Source organism: Paenibacillus sp. V4I7 (genome assembly GCF_030817275.1).
GTDB lineage: Bacteria > Bacillota > Bacilli > Paenibacillales > NBRC-103111 > Paenibacillus_E.
Genome location: NZ_JAUSZD010000002.1, coordinates 1,238,749 through 1,258,757, shown reverse-complemented (window position 1 = coordinate 1,258,757; position 20,009 = coordinate 1,238,749). Strand labels below are relative to the sequence as shown.

16 protein-coding genes and 1 pseudogene are annotated in these 20,009 nt (G+C 45.7%); 4 read left to right on the top strand and 13 right to left on the bottom strand.

Features of this window, described 5'->3' with window-relative positions; all coding sequences use genetic code 11:
- Positions 1–58: 58 nt before the first annotated feature.
- Together QFZ80_RS07095 and QFZ80_RS07090 are read right to left on the bottom strand one after the other, a co-directional pair.
- The gene (locus QFZ80_RS07095; protein WP_307547900.1) at positions 59–1,615 is read right to left on the bottom strand and encodes a tetratricopeptide repeat protein; all 1,557 of its coding nucleotides are present in this window, start codon (positions 1,613–1,615) and stop codon (positions 59–61) included.
- Positions 1,616–1,842: 227 nt separating this feature from the next.
- A pseudogene (locus tag QFZ80_RS07090) lies at positions 1,843–2,022 on the bottom strand (AAA family ATPase); the annotation flags it as partial.
- 859 nt (positions 2,023–2,881) lie between these two features.
- Here QFZ80_RS07090 and QFZ80_RS07085 point away from each other — a divergent pair.
- The 3 genes from QFZ80_RS07085 (at position 2,882) to QFZ80_RS07075 (ending at position 6,603) form a co-directional block, all read left to right on the top strand.
- Positions 2,882–4,030, top strand: coding sequence for a HesA/MoeB/ThiF family protein (locus QFZ80_RS07085; protein WP_307558047.1), 1,149 nt, complete (start codon positions 2,882–2,884; stop codon positions 4,028–4,030).
- Between the two features lie 12 nt (positions 4,031–4,042).
- Positions 4,043–5,269 (top strand): hypothetical protein, encoded by a 1,227-nt coding sequence (locus QFZ80_RS07080; protein WP_307558045.1) that lies wholly within the window; start codon positions 4,043–4,045, stop codon positions 5,267–5,269.
- 215 nt (positions 5,270–5,484) lie between these two features.
- A complete protein-coding gene (locus tag QFZ80_RS07075; protein WP_307558043.1) occupies positions 5,485–6,603 on the top strand; it encodes an oxygenase MpaB family protein in 1,119 nt (372 codons plus the stop codon).
- A 208-nt stretch (positions 6,604–6,811) separates the two neighbouring features.
- On the opposite strand, the gene QFZ80_RS07070 is transcribed toward QFZ80_RS07075, so the two are convergent.
- The 9 genes from QFZ80_RS07070 to QFZ80_RS07035 all read right to left on the bottom strand — a co-directional run bounded on the left by QFZ80_RS07070 (position 6,812) and on the right by QFZ80_RS07035 (position 14,400).
- Positions 6,812–7,387 (bottom strand): response regulator, encoded by a 576-nt coding sequence (locus tag QFZ80_RS07070; protein ID WP_307547909.1) that lies wholly within the window; start codon positions 7,385–7,387, stop codon positions 6,812–6,814.
- Positions 7,388–7,401: 14 nt separating this feature from the next.
- Positions 7,402–8,865 carry a sensor histidine kinase gene (locus QFZ80_RS07065; protein WP_307547911.1) on the bottom strand — a complete coding sequence of 488 codons (1,464 nt, stop codon included), beginning with the start codon at positions 8,863–8,865 and terminating at the stop codon, positions 7,402–7,404.
- Positions 8,866–9,480: 615 nt separating this feature from the next.
- Positions 9,481–9,849, bottom strand: a complete 369-nt coding sequence (locus QFZ80_RS07060; RefSeq protein WP_307558041.1) for a hypothetical protein — start codon at positions 9,847–9,849, stop codon at positions 9,481–9,483.
- A 23-nt stretch (positions 9,850–9,872) separates the two neighbouring features.
- Positions 9,873–10,292 carry an SMI1/KNR4 family protein gene (locus QFZ80_RS07055; protein ID WP_307558039.1) on the bottom strand — a complete coding sequence of 140 codons (420 nt, stop codon included), beginning with the start codon at positions 10,290–10,292 and terminating at the stop codon, positions 9,873–9,875.
- Between the two features lie 451 nt (positions 10,293–10,743).
- Positions 10,744–11,646 carry a hypothetical protein gene (locus QFZ80_RS07050; RefSeq protein WP_307558037.1) on the bottom strand — a complete coding sequence of 301 codons (903 nt, stop codon included), beginning with the start codon at positions 11,644–11,646 and terminating at the stop codon, positions 10,744–10,746.
- A gap of 48 nt (positions 11,647–11,694) precedes the next feature.
- The gene (locus QFZ80_RS07045; protein ID WP_307547918.1) at positions 11,695–11,862 is read right to left on the bottom strand and encodes a hypothetical protein; all 168 of its coding nucleotides are present in this window, start codon (positions 11,860–11,862) and stop codon (positions 11,695–11,697) included.
- Positions 11,863–12,121: 259 nt separating this feature from the next.
- The gene (locus QFZ80_RS07040; RefSeq protein ID WP_307558035.1) at positions 12,122–12,844 is read right to left on the bottom strand and encodes a reverse transcriptase domain-containing protein; all 723 of its coding nucleotides are present in this window, start codon (positions 12,842–12,844) and stop codon (positions 12,122–12,124) included.
- Positions 12,763–12,999, bottom strand: a complete 237-nt coding sequence (locus tag QFZ80_RS38860; RefSeq protein ID WP_373460377.1) for a hypothetical protein — start codon at positions 12,997–12,999, stop codon at positions 12,763–12,765. Before QFZ80_RS38860 ends, QFZ80_RS07040 begins: the two co-directional genes overlap by 82 nt.
- 570 nt (positions 13,000–13,569) lie before the next feature.
- Positions 13,570–14,400, bottom strand: coding sequence for an AraC family transcriptional regulator (locus QFZ80_RS07035; protein ID WP_307547921.1), 831 nt, complete (start codon positions 14,398–14,400; stop codon positions 13,570–13,572).
- 143 nt (positions 14,401–14,543) lie between these two features.
- On the opposite strand from QFZ80_RS07035, the gene QFZ80_RS07030 reads away from it, so the two are divergent.
- Entirely contained in the window at positions 14,544–16,607 is a 2,064-nt protein-coding gene (locus QFZ80_RS07030; protein WP_307558033.1) for a beta-galactosidase, read from the top strand.
- A 37-nt stretch (positions 16,608–16,644) separates the two neighbouring features.
- Here the strand turns inward: QFZ80_RS07030 and QFZ80_RS07025 are convergent, their stop codons facing one another.
- Entirely contained in the window at positions 16,645–18,249 is a 1,605-nt protein-coding gene (locus QFZ80_RS07025) for a response regulator (RefSeq protein WP_307558031.1), read from the bottom strand.
- Positions 18,231–19,973, bottom strand: a complete 1,743-nt coding sequence (locus QFZ80_RS07020; RefSeq protein WP_307547928.1) for a cache domain-containing sensor histidine kinase — start codon at positions 19,971–19,973, stop codon at positions 18,231–18,233. The genes QFZ80_RS07025 and QFZ80_RS07020 overlap by 19 nt, the downstream gene beginning before the upstream one ends.
- Positions 19,974–20,009: the final 36 nt, after the last annotated feature.

Sequence of the window (20,009 nt, the reverse complement as noted above, 5' to 3'; positions counted from 1 at the left end):
AAAAAGAAGACAGCCTTGGACGAGAAGGTGACCGGCTGCTGTTTTATGATTGAACTTATTAATGCAACTCAAATTGGCTTATTAACGCCAATGCCTCTTCATGATCAGGCTCAAGTTCTAATAATTTTCGTATATAACTCATTGCATCTTCGACTAACTCTAACTCGAAACAACAAATGGCTAGACAATAAAATACGGTTGATACGACCTCATCTTGTTCTTGATGAATCGATATTTCCAAATACCATTTGGAATGTTCGTACATGTCCATCTCAAACAGTATCAATCCCGCATCGAGCGCTAGATCATAACGCTGCTCCATGACGTAGTACGATGACCACATCAACTGTATGCCTCTCAACATGTCCTGCTTCTCTTCATCGTTTGCATCTGGCAACAAATTGGAGATCTGCTTCGTGCTATGAATGAAAAATTCTGCATCATATCCACCCAAACGCCAAAAACTTAATATTTGCTGTAGTCCCATGCTATCTTGATTGCAATCTACCCAACTCTTCATACTAAAAAATTCGTCCGGACCAAAGCGTTCAATACATCGACGATAAGCTAATCTCATATTTGGATAAACCATTGGTTTATCCAAATTGAGAATACAGCCAACATTTATATTTTTATAATGATGTGGGGGGAATAACGCCGCGGCTCCTCTTTGTTCAAAGACATGCTGAATCGCATGGTAGTTAGCCGTTAAAGAAAAACTTCCATGTAAGATCAACTCAGGCGGTTCTGCGAATTTCCAGTTATCCAGTAAGTGATCTCCTTTGTCTGCTGTTATCAATAGGAATCCTGCCTGAGATAACAGATTCAAACGCTCTAAACAAGTTATTCCAGCTGCAGGAAATAAAATATGCGAGTCTTCTAGTTGTTCCTGATAAATGGAAATGACATCACGGTAAGGATAGGTTTCTTGTTCGTACTCATGCGCCCTTCGATGCTCATAGTTTAAAGTTATTTGATTTAACCACTCTGATGGTTTAAGTGAATCATTATGTTCGGAATATTCGACATAAACATCTGCTTCATAAATTTGCCCATCACCAACATAAATCAACTCTTGTGGAATGCTATCAAAAAAGTAGTTGGCAACAATGATTAATGGTTGTTTTAAATCTCCTTCACTAATGGTTGTGCCAGATACAACGAGGTTCAAGACGGTATCATTGACAGCATCAAATCGCGCAAAATCCAGTATTCCCTCGGCAATAAAAGATTGTAGAGCGGGATGTTCCTTCCAAGCCATAACATTGTTCGTCGCCAAATCCGTCATAATATAACGGAACCCAGGCAGTGATATCCCCGCGTAGTCTCTCAACTGACACAACTCATGCAGCACATGGTAAGCAAGACGTCCCGCTCCTGCTCCAAGTTCCACAATGAAAACAGGCTCTGAACGATATTCACTATTCGCCCGATCTTGAAGAAACCCAAAGATCATTTCTGCATATGCCGTAGCAATCATTGGATTACTCGTTATATATTGAGGAACTTGATCATTGTTCCAGGCCTTCGTTCCTTCTTCTTCATAATATTTTCGTTGGATATTCCATATAGGCGCTTCACTGAAGCGGTAACGTTGTTTATTATTACCTGTCATTAATACGATCCTGCTCTCTGGAAGTTATTCAATTATCTATTACTTCTCACGGTGTTATTATATTTGTAAATTAGCACCTAATTGTAATAAAGTTCACTACACTTGATCTTAAACTATCCTGCCAGTTTAGCACAACATGCCACCGAGTTTGTCAGCGGCAGCCTGCTTGATCTTTGTTATGGAGCTATCGTTCTGCGTTAGCGTAACTCACACTCGTGAATTTTCTTTCATTCGTCTTTTGATTGATTTTCAAATAACTGCTTGAGCATGTTGTCTTTGTTATTTAGAAACTGCCTCATAATCACGTAATGATCGGTTTCCTCCAAAGACCTGATTTCAATTCCATCTGGTTTCAAATTATATATAATCGAATCCGGATATGCCATAAGGATTGGGGAGTGAGAGGCATGTTCAATACATATAACCGACCCCATGCAAATTCACTTTGACATCGGGCGATACTTTGGATACACCTTCTATACCAAAATGCCTGATAGTGTGAACCATTTGTCGCCTAGTCAGGGTCGAATAGCCAAGAGGATTTTGCAATGGACGATAAAATATCCCTTTGGTATATAGGCGTCATCCTACCGATCTCATGAAAATCAATATGCACCCATTGATCACCAAGCCAGTTTGTATGAATTTTCACCCATTTCTGTTCATTGGGAAAAGGTTTGTACCAATCCATTTCTGCTTCCACAGTTTGAACATCTTGCGGAGTCAAAGATGCCCATGATATTTGTTTTCGGTAGGCTTGGGGACCGCTCATCTGCAAAAACGAATTGAGAAAAAGTAGCGCTCCATATGACTCCGCTAATTAATGCCAACTTATATTTCATCTTTTGTCGCCTCCATTTTCATTCCAATTAACTTCTAACAAATAACCCCAAATGTATAGACGTTGTTAATGTAACATAAATTGCGTAAAGCTCCGACCTCGTTATTACTTAGGACACGATTGATTGCAGAGGAGTTGCCAAACGGCAGCTGCTTTTTGTTTGACTCAACTTTCCTTAGGGTGAAGAAAAATCAACCTCCTCAAGTTGCCAAATATGTATTAAAGTAACAGTATCAAATAAGGGAGGTGATAACATGACGATCGAAATCCGTGAAGTGGAAGACCTGACTCCGACTATGTATAAAGCAGATGGCCTTGATACACCGTGGGACGGTATCTCCACGATTTAATGATTTAGCCTTACGCAAGAAGGTCGTACATCAAAGTACGGCCTTTTCCATTCTTTTGACTGAGGTGAGCTATACATGAGACCTAAATTAAAGGATTTTTATCGAAATCATATGCAAGCAGCCGATCAGGTGATACGGATTCAAACGGATCTAGTTCGTCTCGAGATTCCCGATCCGAATGGAATCATTTATAGATTTATGAATCAATTAACGGGTCTGTACACGATAGAAGAGCTTGCCGAGCTGTGCAATCTCACAGAGGAAGATGTGAAACGAGGGGTTTCCATGCTGCATAACCATAAGCTGCTTGAAAGCGATGCAACGGACACGTATGGATTGACTCAACGGGAGCTGCAGCGTTACCGGAACAATTTCACCTTTTATTCCGTGCACGAATCGATGCTCGAAAACCGCTACTTGTTCCAGGAAAGGTTGAAGCATAGCTCCGTAGCCATTCTCGGCTTGGGCGGAGGTGGGTTGTTGGCTACTTGGTTAGCTGCGATGGGAGTAGGCAAAATCGTTGGCGTAGATCATGATCGCGTAGAATTGAACAATTTAAATAGGCAGATTCTTTTTACGGAAGACGATATTGGTAAGCACAAGACTGATGTGATACGCGAACGCCTCCAAGCCATGAATCGCGACATTGACGTTCAGGTTGTGAATCGGCAAATCGATAGTGCTCATTCCGTGAAGGACATAATAAAAGACGTGGATGTTGTCGTGTGCGTGATCGATACTCCTCCTGTGCAAGCATCAAGATACGTTAACTCCGCATGCATTCAATATCGCAAGCCTGTTTTTCATGCCGGACTTCGCCATGGCAGCGGGTTTATGTACCGGGTTGTCCCCTTCGAAACAGGATGTACGGATTGCTTGTGTATGCAGTCCATTCGCCGCAACTCCAAAGTATTCGACACGATAAAATCCATTTCAAACGGTGAACTGGATAGTCATTTATTCTTGAATCCGTCCTTTGCTCCCAACGTATCGCTTCTAACCTCGGTGCTGGCCTCGGAAATAGCCAAATATATAACGAAGTATTCACCCATGTTTCCTTTACCCTACACGAAAATAAACCTGCAGGATATGAGGTTGACCCATGAAGAGATAAGCCGAATAGAGGACTGCCCCAGCTGCGGGAGGAGTCGAGTTATTGGAGCGGAACCAGTACCTTTAGATGCCTTGGTAAAACTCGGAACGGAAAAAATGACCGTAAAATGAGGGTAGACGAATATGAACCATGAAATTCATTCGGAATCCAGAGCAGTTCTGGCGCATCTGACCATACAACAAGAAGGCCAGGAATACACAATTGGCGATCCCCTTATTCCTAAGTTTATTAGAGTGCCGGAGCCTGCGGTTCTCGTCATTGAATTAGCGGACGGCAAACGGACACTTCATGATATTAAAGAGTTGATCCAGCAGGAAAAGGGAATCGATGTGAATGTTGTGGATTTTGTTACAAAGCTACTGGCGCTTGGACTAGTTTTCAGCATCGATGGGAGGAAAATTGTAGATTACGATACCATTCAGGCGCCTCGGCAGGAGTCCTGGCAGGTAAAGGTAGGCCGTATTTTGTTTCATAAGTGGATGGCCAGATTATACATGATGAATGTAGTTGTCATTATCTTGCTTTACGCATTTAACCCGTCGCTTTTACCGCACTTCCGGGACGCTTTTTTACTGAATGGAATTGGAGCAAATGCATTGCTAATCTTTGTAATCAGTAGTATACAAATCGTCATTCATGAATGCGGACACTTCTTCGCCGCCGTTAGCAGGGGAGTCAAAACCAACATTCGATTTAGTATTCGTTATGTGTTCGTAGCAGTGGAAACTCAAATGACGGGGTTATGGGCGCACCCGAAGAAAAAACGATATTTACCTTATCTTGCTGGAATGGCCTGGGATTGTACACTGCTGCTTATTTGTCTGCTAGTACAATTGTCTGCGATTGAGAGTACTTTCGTCTTTGAGTTATCCCGGCTGATCGCACTCGCTCTATTCTTTTCAGTCCTTTCCCAGTTTTTGTTCTTTTTGAGGACGGATGTTTATTATGTGGTAGTTAATTGGACTAATTCTGCGAACCTCCATCAATCAAGTAAGACCTTTCTGAGATCCAGTGTCCCATATAAAAGAGAAGAGAGTAAAGGGCAGTGGGAGAGGCTGCCTTCGGGTGAAAAGAGAGCAGCAAAGGTGTTTTCCTTTTTTTACATTTTTGGAATCGCGACGCTCACATTCATACTTATTGCGTTTACAATTCCGGCCTCCGTTACGGGACTTTCTATGGCTTTTCATCAGGTTGCCGATTTTGCCTTTGACTCGGTTTCGTTCTGGGACGGCGCGATCATTTTATTACTAATGCTGCTTCGATTATCGCTGTATGTCATAGGCGCAAAAAATGTTTTCCGTAACCGCAAGATCCGAAAGAGAGAGTTGAAAGCTATAGGAGTAAGATGAGGAACTGCGTACTTGGTTGAAAACCAGGTATGCTGTTTCTTGCGTCCGAATCCATTTTGGGATTAAGCTCACTCAATTGCAAACATACTCCATGCATTTTTGGGCAGGGGGGGGATAAAAGGTCAACCTCCACAATACATACACTGACTCCTATAATACTAATAAAGGCATTACCAGATACATGAACAATTATAAGAATGGAAGGATGATCTGACTTGCTTATTCTTGATCAAATATTAGAAAAGTCACGTGCGGAGGGGAATCCGGTGCCCGATCAAATCGTCGCGGAGCTAATTCATACCGGTCAGATGGATGCTGTTAATCAACTTTTGCGAAATCTGGTACATAATGATCAGGCAATCCCCCCTACGCTCCCCGACAACATCGAAGATTGGCTGCGAAACAACGCATCGCTTCCGGATTGGGTAGATTTGGGGCGAATAGACCGCGCATCGGATTTTTTTATGAAAAACGGGGTCGCCATCTCTCTCATCCTGGCAACTGCGGCCCTGGTTCAATGTTATGCAGGTATAAAGGGTGTTAAGACACTAACATATACTTACCGATTGGGTCAAAATCCTTATCAACGCATTGCCGAAACCGGGCAATTCGTGATTCTGGCCATCTCCCCGGGCGGACTTACTGCTGGCGGGAAAGGAATTAAGGCCATTCATAAGGTCCGGTTTATCCATGCCGCCGTCCGTCACTTAATAAGTCGTACCGGCAAATGGGCTGAACACGAGCTTGGGGAACCGATCTGTCAGGAAGACCTTCTTGGTACGCTTATGAGCTTTTCCTATGTCGTCATCCATTCCTTAAGGATGCTTGGTATCCATGTATCCATGCAGGAAGCTGAGGATTATATTTATTTTTGGCGGGTTGTCGGCGAGGAACTGGGAATCCGCCCCGATATTATCCCTGAAACGATGGCTGAGGCGCAAGCAGTCACCGAATCGATTGCACGTAGACATCACGGGCCGTCACGGGAAGGCGTTCATATGACAAAAGCTCTTATCGACATGCACGTGAACTTGATTCCGGGAGAACGATTTGATGGTATTATTCCTGCCCTTATCCGTCATCTGGTAGGTGATCAGATAGCGGATTGGATGGAAGTTCCGAAGACCAATTGGGGTTTCGTGATGAAGAAAAACTTCCTCCTAACAGGAATTCTTGAATCATCGGTTATCAACAAGCTCGGAATGTCTCTCCTGAATAAAGAGGTTTTCAACATCTCAGGCTACAACCGCGCTCCTTTCGAAATCCCTACTCAGCTGCAGGAGGCTTGGCAGCTTCAAGCATTGCACCTTGGCACGCATGGAGGCATCGCATAGCGGGGCCTCCCCGTATCTTTGAACTGGAGGCAGGGGGTTGTTTATAACAAATCGATGATAGCTAGTGGTCAAGGCAGATAGCAATAATTCCTCTATTTTGCACGTGAAATTGCAGCAAATCCTTTTTGCCATCAGCGGGTGCCTTGAACTCAAAATAACTAGAACTTAGAACTAATGCAACGATCTTGTATATGGTTAGGATCATGAATCATTTCAGCAGCTTATTCCGTATGCTCCTAATTTGCGTCTTGATCGTGTTCAGAGACTTGTTCAGTATTTTCGACATCTCGGTCCGGCTATAACCACGCTGTCTGAGCTCATGAATTTCCCGTTCCGAGGAAGTGAGCTGCATTAACCGAATTTCCTCCCGCATCGTGACGGCGGCATCCGGATGGATGGAAGATTCTCCGTTGTACGCCTCACGGATCGCCCGCACGATATCCTGGAAATTCGATTTGCTGATATAGTTGACCGCCCCGTTCTGGAATGCCTTCACAATGATTTCTTTTTCCGTCAATGAAGTTAACATGATGATCTTCACTTCAAATTGCTTCGCCAGCATCAACTCTTTGGTTGTGTCTAAACCGTCCAAATTATTATGAGTCAAGTTAATATCCATAAGCACAACATCCATCTCTATTGACGCCGCCGCTTCCAGAGCCTCCTGTCCGGTTGCTGCCGCTTTGACGATTTCGATGTCAGCTTCCTTGCCCAAATCCTCCGCCATCCGTTCCCTCCAGAACGGATCATCCTCCACCAGCATGACACGTATGTTCTGTACCATCCGTTCCCTTCCTCTCATTGAACGCCGGCCTGTATCGGGGCGGAGCGCTTTGCTGCGGTTATCAGGCGCACCCGTTTGGACGGAAAACGAAGCTCCATCCAGGTCCCTTGTCCCGGATTCGATTCCACCAGGCGAATGCCGCCTCCATGCTTCTGCATCACCGCGTAACAATAGTTGAGACCGAGACCGTAGTTCGAGGTTCCTTTTTTTGTCGTAAAAAAAGGATCGAACAACTTCGCTGCGTTTTCTTTCGAAATACCCGTTCCGTTGTCTTTCACCCAGACGAGTACTTCTTTCTTTTCATTCAAGACCGTTACAGTTATTTGGCCTTTGCCCGGTTCAAGAGCATCCATCGCATTGATGAGCAAGTTGCTGAGCACTTCCCGGATATGGGTGGCATCACACGATAGGATCGGGTCGATCTGCACATAACTCGCGATTTGGACCCGTTTATTCTGAAACATCGGTTCCAGTGTCTGAATACTGAACTCCAGTAAGCCCGCCAGCCGGTGTTCCTGCTCTAGCAAGACGATCTCGTCAGTCCTTTTTTTGAATTGGTTGACCATATTCAGAATATGCTCGGCCACCCGGTCCAAATTTTCGAGATTGTGAAGTGTCTCATCCTTGTCATTGCTGACCACGGCACCCCGCATACGACTGCTCAAATAGTTGATCTTCTGCACTTCGTTCTTGATCGTATGGTTCAGAATGAGGGCGCCTTGAGTTAAATTTTTCATGGAATAATCGATCTTTTGCTTTTCAATTCTCAACTTGATCCCCATAAACCCGTATTTCATGGAGTAGAAAATAAACATGGACACAAATGCCAGAGCGATTAGGAAATTAAACTGCCACATGTTGTTGCTCTTGATCTGCAATCCATCCCGGATGATGAGGAAATGGTCGATCCCGTAATAATCCGTCGCATACAAAAAACTAATACACACCAAAAGGGCAGCCGAGGTGCGAAAGCTGTTTTTCCTATGAAAAGGGCTCCTCTCGGTTATATAACGCAGCCAATAAATAGCCAACCCTGCCGCAAAATAAATTCCGGACATGAACCTGAACAGTGGATGGCCGAGCTGCAATTCAGGATATAAGGGCGGTGTGGTTGCCAAATAGATGAGAATCGGCAGCGGCACGAGCAGGCTAAACAGGAGGAGCGTTCTCCGTTGAAAAAGTCTGGTGAACACAAGCGCACACATTAGCAAAAGGTAAGGTAAAAAATGATATTCCAGTCCCCAAGCAACCATCGTAAATAGCCTGACTGCTTCAATCGCTTCCATTGTGAACGAAGATGACGAGCGCATCCAGGGTAAGAGCAGAACATTCAGAACAACAGAAAAGCTGGCAAAGCCGGTAACAAATAACAACGTGCTAAACCAGCGGACATGCGCATGCTTCGGATTATTCACCAGCATGATCGTTCCAAGCGTCCACAATGACATGAATATGGGAAAGTATAAAATTACCATCATAAGCCTCCAACCATACCGGGGTGATAAAAGTTCAACCTTTTGCAAAGGCGCAGCTTATCTTATACTGAAGTCACAGCGAGGCCGTAAAGCCATATGCTAAAAAAATAAGTAGAATCGGAAGCATGATCTATGATGAACTAGATGAATAGAGGCGGCAACTACATGGCTTCCAATATAGCCGGCTCCGCTTAACCAATACTGCTATTTACAAAATCCTCCATTTCGTCGATTAATGAACCGAGTGATCACTCCCGCCCCTGCAAAAGGGTTATGATTATTAGCTGCTAACGCCTGCAGGCGGGGTGCCGCCAACCGATGCCAGTGAAACAACCACAGCCAGTAAAGCTCCCAACATCCATTTCAGTCCTTTGTTCTTTTTCTTCATCGATAAACCCTCTGTAAACTGAATTACTTACTTCATCCATCTTACAGCATAAGCAGCCGGGTTTCATGAGATGCGGCCGGGAAAAAATCGGGAAGATTATGGGATATCTCGGGAATGGAACCGGGAATCTACTGTTGACAAACAAAAAAACTCCTCCTAAGCCGAATAGAACGATATTATCGAACATTTCTTCATCCACAAAGATCCACCCATTCGGTTTTTCGTAACGTCTAATTATGCACGAATCGTGTTATTGCCAAAAAAACAAGCGAACAAGCACATACTTGTGCCGTTTCATAGACCTCACCCAAGTCCAAAAGAGCCTGATTTGCAGATTCATCCCACTCAAACTCCGTTTCGTATCGGAAGGTGCCTGTAAATCGGGGTAAATATTCAGGCCTACTCATATTCGTTAGATCAGCCAGTCTTCCCCATTCTTTAAACCGAGGATAATGTTCAGCCTCAGAAGTGGATACGATCCATTCGCCTTTTAGCTCAAATTCGGCCCCGGCTATATACTGCGGCAACGCGTCATAACCTTCAAAGACAGCAACATGGAGCAGAACGATGGACTCATACGGATGAAGAACAACCTCCACCGCATTTGCACCTTTCTCCGGATTTACATGTAAACCAAATTATCCCCCTCATTTAATTTAAAAAATCTAATTTCATAACCCTGGTGAATTGAGAATACAAAAGTGCTATCAGACAACACTAACGGGTTATTATTCTCTCGTAATAATTCTTTTGCCTCATCCTGAAGTTCCTTTAGTTGTGAGAACTCCGTATCTGCGCCTTGGAACAATCTTCCCGAATAATGGTCGACAGCAAGTAAATATTGGCGATAAGACTCGGGTAACCTGATTCCCATTTCTTGCTCCAGTAACTTTATTTCTGCTTCGCTACACCCATCAAATGGACGGTCAGTATACAATTCCTTCTTATGCAGGAGCTTTAATAAATGTTCACTTCTTACAAACAAACCTACTTCCTTAAGGGATAATTCATTATTCGGGTAGACCTCTTTAAATTCCTTCATTAGCGTAATCTGCCCGTTTTCTTGAATGAAAACAGGGAGTAGATGCCGCGGCAATCTGCTCCCTGTTTTATTTTGCTATAATTCTCCATTTTATGCTTTCCGCCGCTTTGGCAGCCCGCCGGCGACGAATCAGATGGATGCCGGCGAGCTGCCTCAGACGCGGACAGATCCGTGATCGGTTTCTGCCAATCGGTTTCAGGAACTCTTGGTAGTTGGCTACGCCTAGAGGCCGCTATCGCTTAAGACAGTTATATGTGCGAACGTAAAAATCCATTTCTTCGATTGTGACTTCTTATATTGCAGAAAGACAAGGGCTGACCTTGACGTTCTTGGCGGAGCTGCTGCGCTCCAACAAGGTCTGTTCGGCAACGGCTGCTAATCCAATTCATCAACGAAGGGCTTTGCTCCAAGCAGTGACAACTGCTCGGGGCAAAGCCCTTTTGAGAAGGCATTAATTCGGAGGAAGCATGTGATAGATGAAATCCACGCCGCCTCGCGTTTTGTGAAACGAGATACCGCCGCTGAAGCTATCCGAGAATCTCCAGCCTGTGCCGCCGACCCGCTTCTTGAGCTCCTTGATAACCTCGGAAGGGACATTCTTGGCTCCGGTTGTCGAGCCCGGCTGAGCGGAGCCCCACCAGGCTCCCCGTGTCTTGAGCTTGCCATTCCATCGTCCGTACTGGTCGTTCATATCGTCGAAAACGGCGTCACATTCCGGACTCCATGATTTGGCGCCGCCCTTTTTCTCTTCATCCTTCTCTTTCTCTTTCTTCGCGTCACTTGCATTGGCAAGACGTGTGAAAGCCTCCCAATACTCCGAGCCGCCGCCTGACCATGCCGAATTCTCCGTCCATATGATAAAGCTTTCCCAGAGGGCCATAGGATTATCGGTTTGTCCCATTTGGATATACAAGGTCGTCAGCTTCTTAAAGCATTGCTCAAGAGCCTCCTGATCGTCGGAGCTTACCTCTTTCGATCTCTGAAGATCTGAGATTTGCTGACGCTGTGATTGAATCAAGTTCAATAACGGATTGACCTGTACGTCTTTCACCGGATCTGGCAAGGTATCTTTGCGCTGAATGATCGCCGGGGTACGCTGAACGACCGTTCTTGCATCCATGCGGGAGGTGAGCAGCTTGGCTGTAGCCTGATTGCCGATCGTTCGCTGCAGCTGCAGCACTTGAGAGGCGGAAGGCGTAATGCCTGAACCTCCAAACGCGCTTTGCCGCTGGACGCTGCCGGTGAGCAAGGTCTGCTCAGATGAGGAGCCGCGGCGGGCAGGGTCTGATTTCGATGTCGATCCGTGTTCTCCTTCCTTGCGAGCTTGTGCGGTTATCTGAGATTTAATCGTCATCACCTTCCAATTCTTTAGTTACATACATATATTTCCATACCATAAATTCTATAATATCAGAAGATAGAAAAATAGAGTAGAACCTAGCATATTATTCTTAGTGATTCGCAGAACCTGTAAAACCTCTCCGCTTCGATCGCCACCAGGTGCGCCTGTTAGTTTAATCGCCTGGGCTATCACCTTAAAACAAAATCCTCTTAAGAAAGATTCGTTCATCTAGTCACCTCCCCTCCTCCCCACCCTGCTAAAATAATAAGCGTTCACCTAGTAGAGTGAACGCCTAATTACTCAAGACTTTATTTGTCACTTCAAGACTTTTTGTGATACTAAAAATACAAATAAAGTTTTAAAGTGGTTGTTTCGTACAAAACGACTAAAATATAAATAAGTTTTGTAGAGTAAAGGGCTGGGACTGCCAGCCCCTCCTCATCAAACCGTACATGCGGTTTTCCCGCATACGGCTTTCCGACGTTCTTCACCTTGGACAGTACGGCTTACCCCAAGGAGAATCGGTTTTCAGTCCCGCGATCTGAAGTATATCGAAGAGATTTACTTTGTAGGCTTTTCGCTTCTTGTGCTTCTTGTTCCACCACAGACTGATGCGCCTGCGTATGTGCCAGTCCACTTTTGCCAAGAATTTGCTCGCTATGTAGGGGTCCATCTTCGCATAATAATTTTTCCACCCTTGTAAGATCGGGTTCATATGCTTAATGAGTTCCTTGAGCGACCATTTCAGGCGTGTTCGCGGTGCCAGTTCTTCACTCACTCTCGTTCTCATCTTCTTCATCGCTTTCTTGGAAGGGTAACTGCGCAGGTAGTAGATGACTTTACCGTTCTTCGCCCAATACGGCAGCCGCCGGTGGGTATGTCCAAGAAAGTCAAACCCTTCTTTGCCTTCCCATAGGTTGACGAGTTTGGATTTGCTTGTGTTCATCGTCAATTCCAGTCTCTGAAATACCGTCTTCAGTACACGTATCGCTTCCAATGCTTGTTCTTTGTGCCGACAAAGTATGACCAGATCGTCCGCATAGCGGACGAGCGAGCCAATGTGCGCGTAATGCTTCGACCAGATCGTGTCAAGGTAGTGGAGATACAGGTTGGCAAGCAACGGCGAAATCACGCCGCCCTGTGGACTTCCGATTTCGGTCTCGTACAGCTTACCCTCCCACCCTCCCTCATAACGCCAGCGGTTAGCCACAATCGAATCAGTTTCAGCATACGCCGATCGCTAACTCGCATCTCTACCATCTTCATCAGTTTGTCGTGCGGGATATTATCAAAGTATCCGGTAATATCTACATCCACGACCCAGCTTGCCTTCTGGCGTTCCGCCATCTCGCGGATGCGCCGGATGGCGTCATGCTGACTGCGTTTTGGCCGAAAGCCAAATGAACAGTCGTGGAAGTCCGCCTCGAAGATTGCATTTTACGACACCCTTGTATCGTGCGGGGGAGGGCCTCCCTAGTTCCAGGCATAACTTTCCATGCATGCCGCTCCCTATACACCGGAGGATTCTTCCGCGCTGCTTCTCCAAGATCTTCACGCGTTCCATGGCCTTCGCCGGTACTTCCGCGGCTCGGCTCCCTCTTGTCCCTTTCGGGGTTAATTCACGATGCGGCAGGATTCACTTAATGTTACGACCTCCATGGTTGCATCATTTCGCCTTAGGCGAAACTTTTCACAAGGCTTCAGCCGCCGGATTTCGCCGACGTCTGCTTGCTAGCTACGGGGCAGCTTGGTCTTTACCCCGACCGGACTTCCACCGGTTAGTTGTGCCTAGCTTGGCTAGGCGCGCGAAGTACTTTATTACAATCTCTTGATAACTATACGCGGCGCGGCCAACCTTGAATATTGTAAAGGACATAATAACCTGATTCAATAACAGCAAAGTAAAAACCAAAATTGCAGCCAACTCTAGAGAAGTTAAGAGTTATACAAACGCCGATATTCCTGCGGAGTCAATCCAGTATGCTCCCGAAAGCGCGCGATGAAGTAACTGCTCTGGGAAAAGCCGGTGTGCTCCGCCACTTGCTTAATCGTCCATTCGGTAGACATCAGCAGTTGCTTGGCTTCAACAAGCCGACATTCGAACAGCCATTCCATCGGAGTCCGTCCCATTACTTCGTGGAACATCCGACTAAAATAGTAGGTGCTGAAACCCGCTTGTTCGGCCATCTGCAAGAGGGTCAGCGGCTTCGTACAGTGGGTACGAGTATATTCCGCAACCTCTCTCATCCGTGCACGCTTATCCAACATAGTCGCTGTTCCAGGCGTCTCCGTACGTAAGGCAAGCTCAGCAAGCAGTTCATAGAGCTTTACCGCTAACTGCACCTCGTTCCGATCATAAGGGGAAGCCAGCTCCAATAAGCCCCCTGTCAGTTGGTTGAGCTTTGGCACATCGCTGTATGTAAACAACCACACAGAAGAAGTTCCTTGACCATTCAACAATCTGCTGATCCCATCGCCTGCTATGTGCACCCAGAATACTTGCCAAGGATCGTTCGGATCTGTTCGATACTCCTGCTCGAGACCCGAGCCGTAATAGAAACCCTGTCCTGCTTCTAAGCAGATTTCCTTTCCATTAGCTTTGACATAGCCTTTACCGCTTAGTACGATATGCAAATTGGATTGTTGCAGCTGTCCCTTAAACCGCCACTCCTGATGTTCCGGAAATTCGGCATATTGTCCAATCATATCCGGATAAACCGTGTAATGTTTGTACATGGGCTCCGGTAATACATAATGAATTCTCATAGACCCTCCAGAACGCAAAAATCTGATATGTGTAACAAAATGATGTTATTTACATTATATTATAAAGGAATATAATGAGTACATAAAGGACTTTTTAAAGCAAAAAATTACTATACCTATCGAAAAAGGAGATGTTTTTCATCATGGATAAAACCATTCCGGGAGACAAATTTGATCTAGGCGTGTGCTACTACCCCGAGCAGTGGCCGGAGCACATGTGGGCAGACGATTACAGACGAATGCGAGAAATGGGCTTTACGATCGTGCGAATGGGTGAGTTTGCATGGAATTTTTTTGAACCAGAAGAAGGGGTATTTACTTTCGATTTGTTCGACCGTACCATAGACCTTGCTCACGAACATGGACTGAAGGTTATTCTCGGTACCCCGACGGCGACACCGCCTGCCTGGATGACCCATAAATACCCCGAAATTCTGAATGCTACATTTGAGGGCGTGCAGTATCAGCACGGGCTGAGACGTCACTACAATTACAGTAGCCCCGTGTACCGGGAATATTGTTCGAAGATTACCGAGGCTATGGCTAATCATTATGCGAACCACCCCGGCATAGTAGGCTGGCAGATCGACAATGAGCTTAACTGCGAGGTGAATGTATTCTACGCCAATGCGGACCATGCGGCGTTTCGGATTTGGTTACGTGAGAAATACGGTACCTTAGACGCATTGAATCAGGCATGGGGGACTGTTTTCTGGAATCAGAGCTACTCCGATTGGGAGCAGGTTCATTTACCACGCCCTGCGCCTACGAAATCCGCTAACCCTCATCAAGCTCTGGATGAAAAGCGGTTCATCTCGGATAACACCATTTCCTTTGCCCGCTTGCAGGTAGAGATCTTGCGAAAGCTTGCACCAACGCAGTGGATCACAACCAATGGTCTATTTGGCCATCTGGATAGCCATACCATGACTGATGAGCTTCTGGATTTCTTTTCTTATGACTCGTATCCGAACTTCTCAACCATCTGGAACGATGCTGATCGCGTGGATCCGCTCATGGATCGCAGCTATTCCAACCAACTTACCAAGGTACGTTCGATCTCCCCTACGTTCTGCATCATGGAGCAGCAATCGGGCCCTGGCGGCTGGGTGAATCTGTTTGGACAATCTGCACCAAAGCCGGGGCAAATGCGATTGTGGACGTATCAATCGGTTGCTCACGGGGCGGATATGGTTTTGTTCTTCAGATGGCGAACAGCAACATCCGGTACCGAGATTTACTGGCATGGGATCAATGATTACCATAACCGTCCCAACCGGAGGGTTGCCGAGGCAGAAACCACTAGCCGGGAATTAGGACGAATCGGAGAGGTCATTGCAGGATCTCGGTACATGGCAGAAGTAGGCATTTTACACGATTATGACAACGAGTGGGACGGGGAATTCGACGTATGGCACGGTCCACTAACGAGAGAAAGCGAATACAGTTGGGGCAAATCCCTGCAGTTCAGCCATATTCCATTCGATTACCTGTATGTACAGGACAAGACGAACCTGGAAGAACTCGCTCGTTACAAAGTACTTATCTACCCTCATCCGGCCATTATGTCGGAGGAAACGGCAGAGCTGCTCAAGCAGTATGTAGCCGGAGGAGGCAAGCTGCTTTTCGGAGCTCGTTCGGGTTATAAGGATCAACGTGGACATTGCCGCATGACGCCGTTCCCTGGTCTTGTCGCGGAACTGTGCGGCGTGACGGTAGAAGATTTTACGCTTATTGTGAACGAGGCATCCACACCGAACATGCGATGGATCGATGGAGGAGATGAAGCCAGTACGCCTGCACGCCTGTTCAACGACATCCTCCTTCCAGAGAACAGCAACGTACAGACGCTGGCCCTGTTCGACGGAGACTATTATGCGGGGAAACCAGCTCTTACCCTACATCCTTATGGGAGCGGTGAAGCCTATTATTACGGGGCCGCATTCAGTCGCGAAGTAGCGGATGCCTTGATCCGCCGTCTTGGACTGAAACCTGCTACAACAGGTTGGGCGGAGCTGCCACCTGAGGTGGAGGTTGCTATCCGCGTGAAACAGGATCGTCGCTTTGCCTTTATCCTGAATTACTCCAACAAACCCGTCAAAGCCAGTCTGCTGCAAGAAATGGAAGACATGTTGGAAGGTGAACGGCTTGGCGCGGGGGATCTGGACATTGCCCCTTACGGTGTGAAGGTCTTGTCCTTGAACTAAAAAAAGAGGAACCGGTCATCAAGCCGGTTCCTTTCTTTTATTTCTGTGAAGTTCTCTTGTATTCCTGAATGGAAACTCCCGTTACTTTTTTGAATCTGTGGCTGAAATAATAAGGATCCTTGATCCCTACCTTTTCAGCAATCTGATAAGCTTTCCAGTCCGCTTCGTTCATGAGCTTAACGGCTTCATCAATTCGAAGCTTAAGCAAATAATCGGTGAAACCCTGCCCTATTTCCTGCTTGAAAATGCGACTTAAATAACTGGAATTGAGATGAAACTTTTGGGAAACGGAACCCAAAGAGACTTCGGGGTTTCGAAACTCATCAGTTAGATAGGCCAGTATATCGCGAACAATCTGGTTCGTTTTCTTCATTCGCGTGCCCTGCACATAATCCGCCGTATCTTCCGCCAATTTGGACAAAAATTGACTCAAGTCGCTGGTAGTGCGGCAACCAAACATGCGATTATACAAGGCACCGTTCAACAAGTTCGAACGCAATTGCGTAAAGCCCAACTCCGACATAGCCAGATTCAGCATCGAAATGAAATGGACACCGAGCGAATACATGTGTTCATTCGCCGTTCCGTCAGAGGGTTCCAGTGATTGAAATAGCTTATCGATCGATTTAACGGCTTGATCTTTGAGTCCCGTTTTAATGAAAAAAATGATTTCTTCCGTATCCGATTGCTTCAAGTCTGTCGAATAATTGACAAGTCGGATATCCTCTCCGAACGAAATGACTTGGTCCCCTCCGAATAATTTGCCATAACGCAGCGCTTCAAGGGCCTCCTTGTAGCTCTTTTTCACCATAGGCAAGTTGTTGCAAACGCCTCCTACTCCAACCGTTGCTTGGCAGCCCAGCTTATCCTTAATGATACGAATGGCCTGTTCCCCGAGCGACTCCAACTCAATCGCTTTATCCCAGCTGATCATCACGACGCGTCCGCCATTATCTTGAAGAACATGAATCCCCTCACGCTCGTGTACCAGGAATTCCACGGCCCTCTTGCAGCCCATGCTAAGGTTTAGTCTTCTCTCTTCTTCAACGTTAGGCTCGCTTTGAAAATCGAGTATGGCAACTGAGAAACATGAACGAAGTGATTCACCAAAAAAATAGTCGAATCTCCGATTAAGCTGCTCTCCATTTGAGGAGGTACCCACAAGCAGATCCATGAGAAATTTTTCTTTTAGCTCAAGGGTGTTTTCAAGAAGCTCTGTTTGTATTTTCCGGTATTCATTCCAATGGACAGTTTCTTTCTCTATCACTTCTTTCAAATCGACAGCCAGTTTTCGAAGCACGTCTGGTTGAAGGGGCTTTAACAAGAAATCATGGACTCCGATTTTCACACTTTGCTTCGCATATTCAAATTCTGGATACGCGGTTAGAATTACAACCTTAATGAACGGATCTCTCTCCCTTACCTGCTTCGCTAGTTCCAATCCATCCATATACGGCATATTAATGTCGGTAAATACGATATTTGGCCTTACCGCATCAATCAAATCCAGCGCTTCGTTCCCGTTAGACGCTTCCCCGATAAATTCAATTCCAAGGGAATGCCAATCAAGGAGAACTTGAAGAAGCTTTCTTGGATTGACTTCGTCATCTACAGCAATGGCTGTTATCCTTCCTTGTTCCATTCGGAATCCTCCAAGTAGGGTATTTCAATGTCGATGACCGTTCCATTTCCCGGTGAACTGACAATCGAATAGGACATGCCTTCCCCGTAAAAAAGCTTAAGTCTCGTTATCGTTCCACGCAACCCGAAGCTCGAAGCATTATGAACGAGCTGTTCCTCTCTCATGGAATCCAGCTTATCTTCCGAGATGCCCATGCCATCATCTTGAATGGACAAGATGACTGATCTGCCTGAAGAAACGGCTGAGACGGTAATCACCCCCTGTTGCCCCATGGGCCGAATGCCATGGTATAGCGCATTCTCCACAAGTGGTTGTAGGGTGAGTTTGGGAACTGGATAATCATGTAACGCATCGCTTAATTCATAAATAGCCGTAAACATGCCTGGATATCTAATATGCTGAATCGTCAAATAGTTCTTGGCAATTTCAAATTCTTCTTTCAGTGAGATGATTTCATTCCCTTTGCTTAAACTCAAACGGTAATATTGGGCCAACGAGGATATCAGGCGGTAAGTTTCTTCCCTTTCCCCTGCCAACGACAAGTATCCCGCAGATTCCAAAGCATTGTATAGAAAATGCGGTTTAATTTGCTGATGAAGAATATGAAGTTCAAGCTTTCGCCGAAGCGTCTGCTCCTCTTTCTCTCGCTCCATCGATTGTTGAATCGTAGCAAGCAGACGGTTATACCGATCTTGAAGCTGCCGGATCTCATTGGAATTCGGATTGAGAAGAACTTCCTGATAATCACCCGTCTCCGCTTTTCGCATCGATTTTAATAAACTTAATATCGGGTGGATAATGGATCTCGTGATCCAAATAAACCCGAGAAAAATAAAAACAACATTAAACCCGACGATTGGGATGAGGACGCGATTCACTGCCTTGTACGGATTTGGCCAGTCGCTCATGGAGAATGCGGTTACATAACGCCAACCGTGGGCCTCCATCTTATCAAAGATGTATCGATTATTCGCTATCGTTTTGATAAAGCTCCCAGAAGCATGGGATTGAAACTCTTCCGATTCCGCAAACTGCTGCAACTCGGGATTTTCAAACTCCATCAAAAGCGCATCTTCCCGATCTACCATAAGATCGTACTTCTTGCCGTCAATGGTATGTTCATAGGGCTTTTTAATTTGAGCTAACGGAATGTTAATCATCACCATGCCAAGTTGTTTGGCGGTATTCAGATCGTTCACGACACGGATTAAAGACAGATATTGTTCCCCTTTATTCAGGAGCCCGCCTGCATTAATCCGCCATATCGGACCCCCGTGTTTGCTTACGGCTTCCTGGTACCAGGGAGCTGATTTCATGCTTGCAATGTTAAGTCCTAGCTTCTGAAATTCCAAAGAATAGTATAAATCGTCGTTTCGGAATAAATAAACGGAGGCTACGCTGGACTCCGCGAGGAAAATTTCATTTAGTACCTTTTGGATACTCAGGTTCGAAGCAACGAATCCATCGTATGTGAAGTCCGTCTTCAACAGCTCCTGAACGGTGCCGCTGGCAATCACCCTTTGGGAATATTTCGAAGCATTATCGAACAAGGAATTCATATTGGATTGAATCGCGTTTAAGCTTTGTTCGGAGACTTCCGCAATCTTACCGTCGATCAGACTTCGGTTAAATCTTTGATACAAGACGCCGCTAACCAGCAGAGAAACCGATAGCAATAGAATATAATAGGATATCATTTGTGTTCTTATTTTGGCGAATTTCACCACATAACCACCTTCTGTCTGATTGAAGTCCTTTCT

What these genes read in the sequence shown, in the direction of transcription:
- QFZ80_RS07065 (WP_307547911.1), bottom strand. Translation starts at nt 8,865, where the DNA reads ATGATGGTAATTTTATACTTTCCCATATTCATGTCATTGTGGACGCTT.
- QFZ80_RS07070 (WP_307547909.1), bottom strand. Translation starts at nt 7,387, where the DNA reads ATGGTACAGAACATACGTGTCATGCTGGTGGAGGATGATCCGTTCTGG.
- QFZ80_RS07050 (WP_307558037.1), bottom strand. Translation starts at nt 11,646, where the DNA reads ATGACGATTAAATCTCAGATAACCGCACAAGCTCGCAAGGAAGGAGAA.
- QFZ80_RS07025 (WP_307558031.1), bottom strand. Translation starts at nt 18,249, where the DNA reads ATGGAACAAGGAAGGATAACAGCCATTGCTGTAGATGACGAAGTCAAT.
- QFZ80_RS07055 (WP_307558039.1), bottom strand. Translation starts at nt 10,292, where the DNA reads ATGAAGGAATTTAAAGAGGTCTACCCGAATAATGAATTATCCCTTAAG.
- QFZ80_RS07030 (WP_307558033.1), top strand. Translation starts at nt 14,544, where the DNA reads ATGGATAAAACCATTCCGGGAGACAAATTTGATCTAGGCGTGTGCTAC.
- QFZ80_RS07085 (WP_307558047.1), top strand. Translation starts at nt 2,882, where the DNA reads ATGAGACCTAAATTAAAGGATTTTTATCGAAATCATATGCAAGCAGCC.
- QFZ80_RS07035 (WP_307547921.1), bottom strand. Translation starts at nt 14,400, where the DNA reads ATGAGAATTCATTATGTATTACCGGAGCCCATGTACAAACATTACACG.
- QFZ80_RS07080 (WP_307558045.1), top strand. Translation starts at nt 4,043, where the DNA reads ATGAACCATGAAATTCATTCGGAATCCAGAGCAGTTCTGGCGCATCTG.
- QFZ80_RS07045 (WP_307547918.1), bottom strand. Translation starts at nt 11,862, where the DNA reads ATGAACGAATCTTTCTTAAGAGGATTTTGTTTTAAGGTGATAGCCCAG.
- QFZ80_RS07095 (WP_307547900.1), bottom strand. Translation starts at nt 1,615, where the DNA reads ATGACAGGTAATAATAAACAACGTTACCGCTTCAGTGAAGCGCCTATA.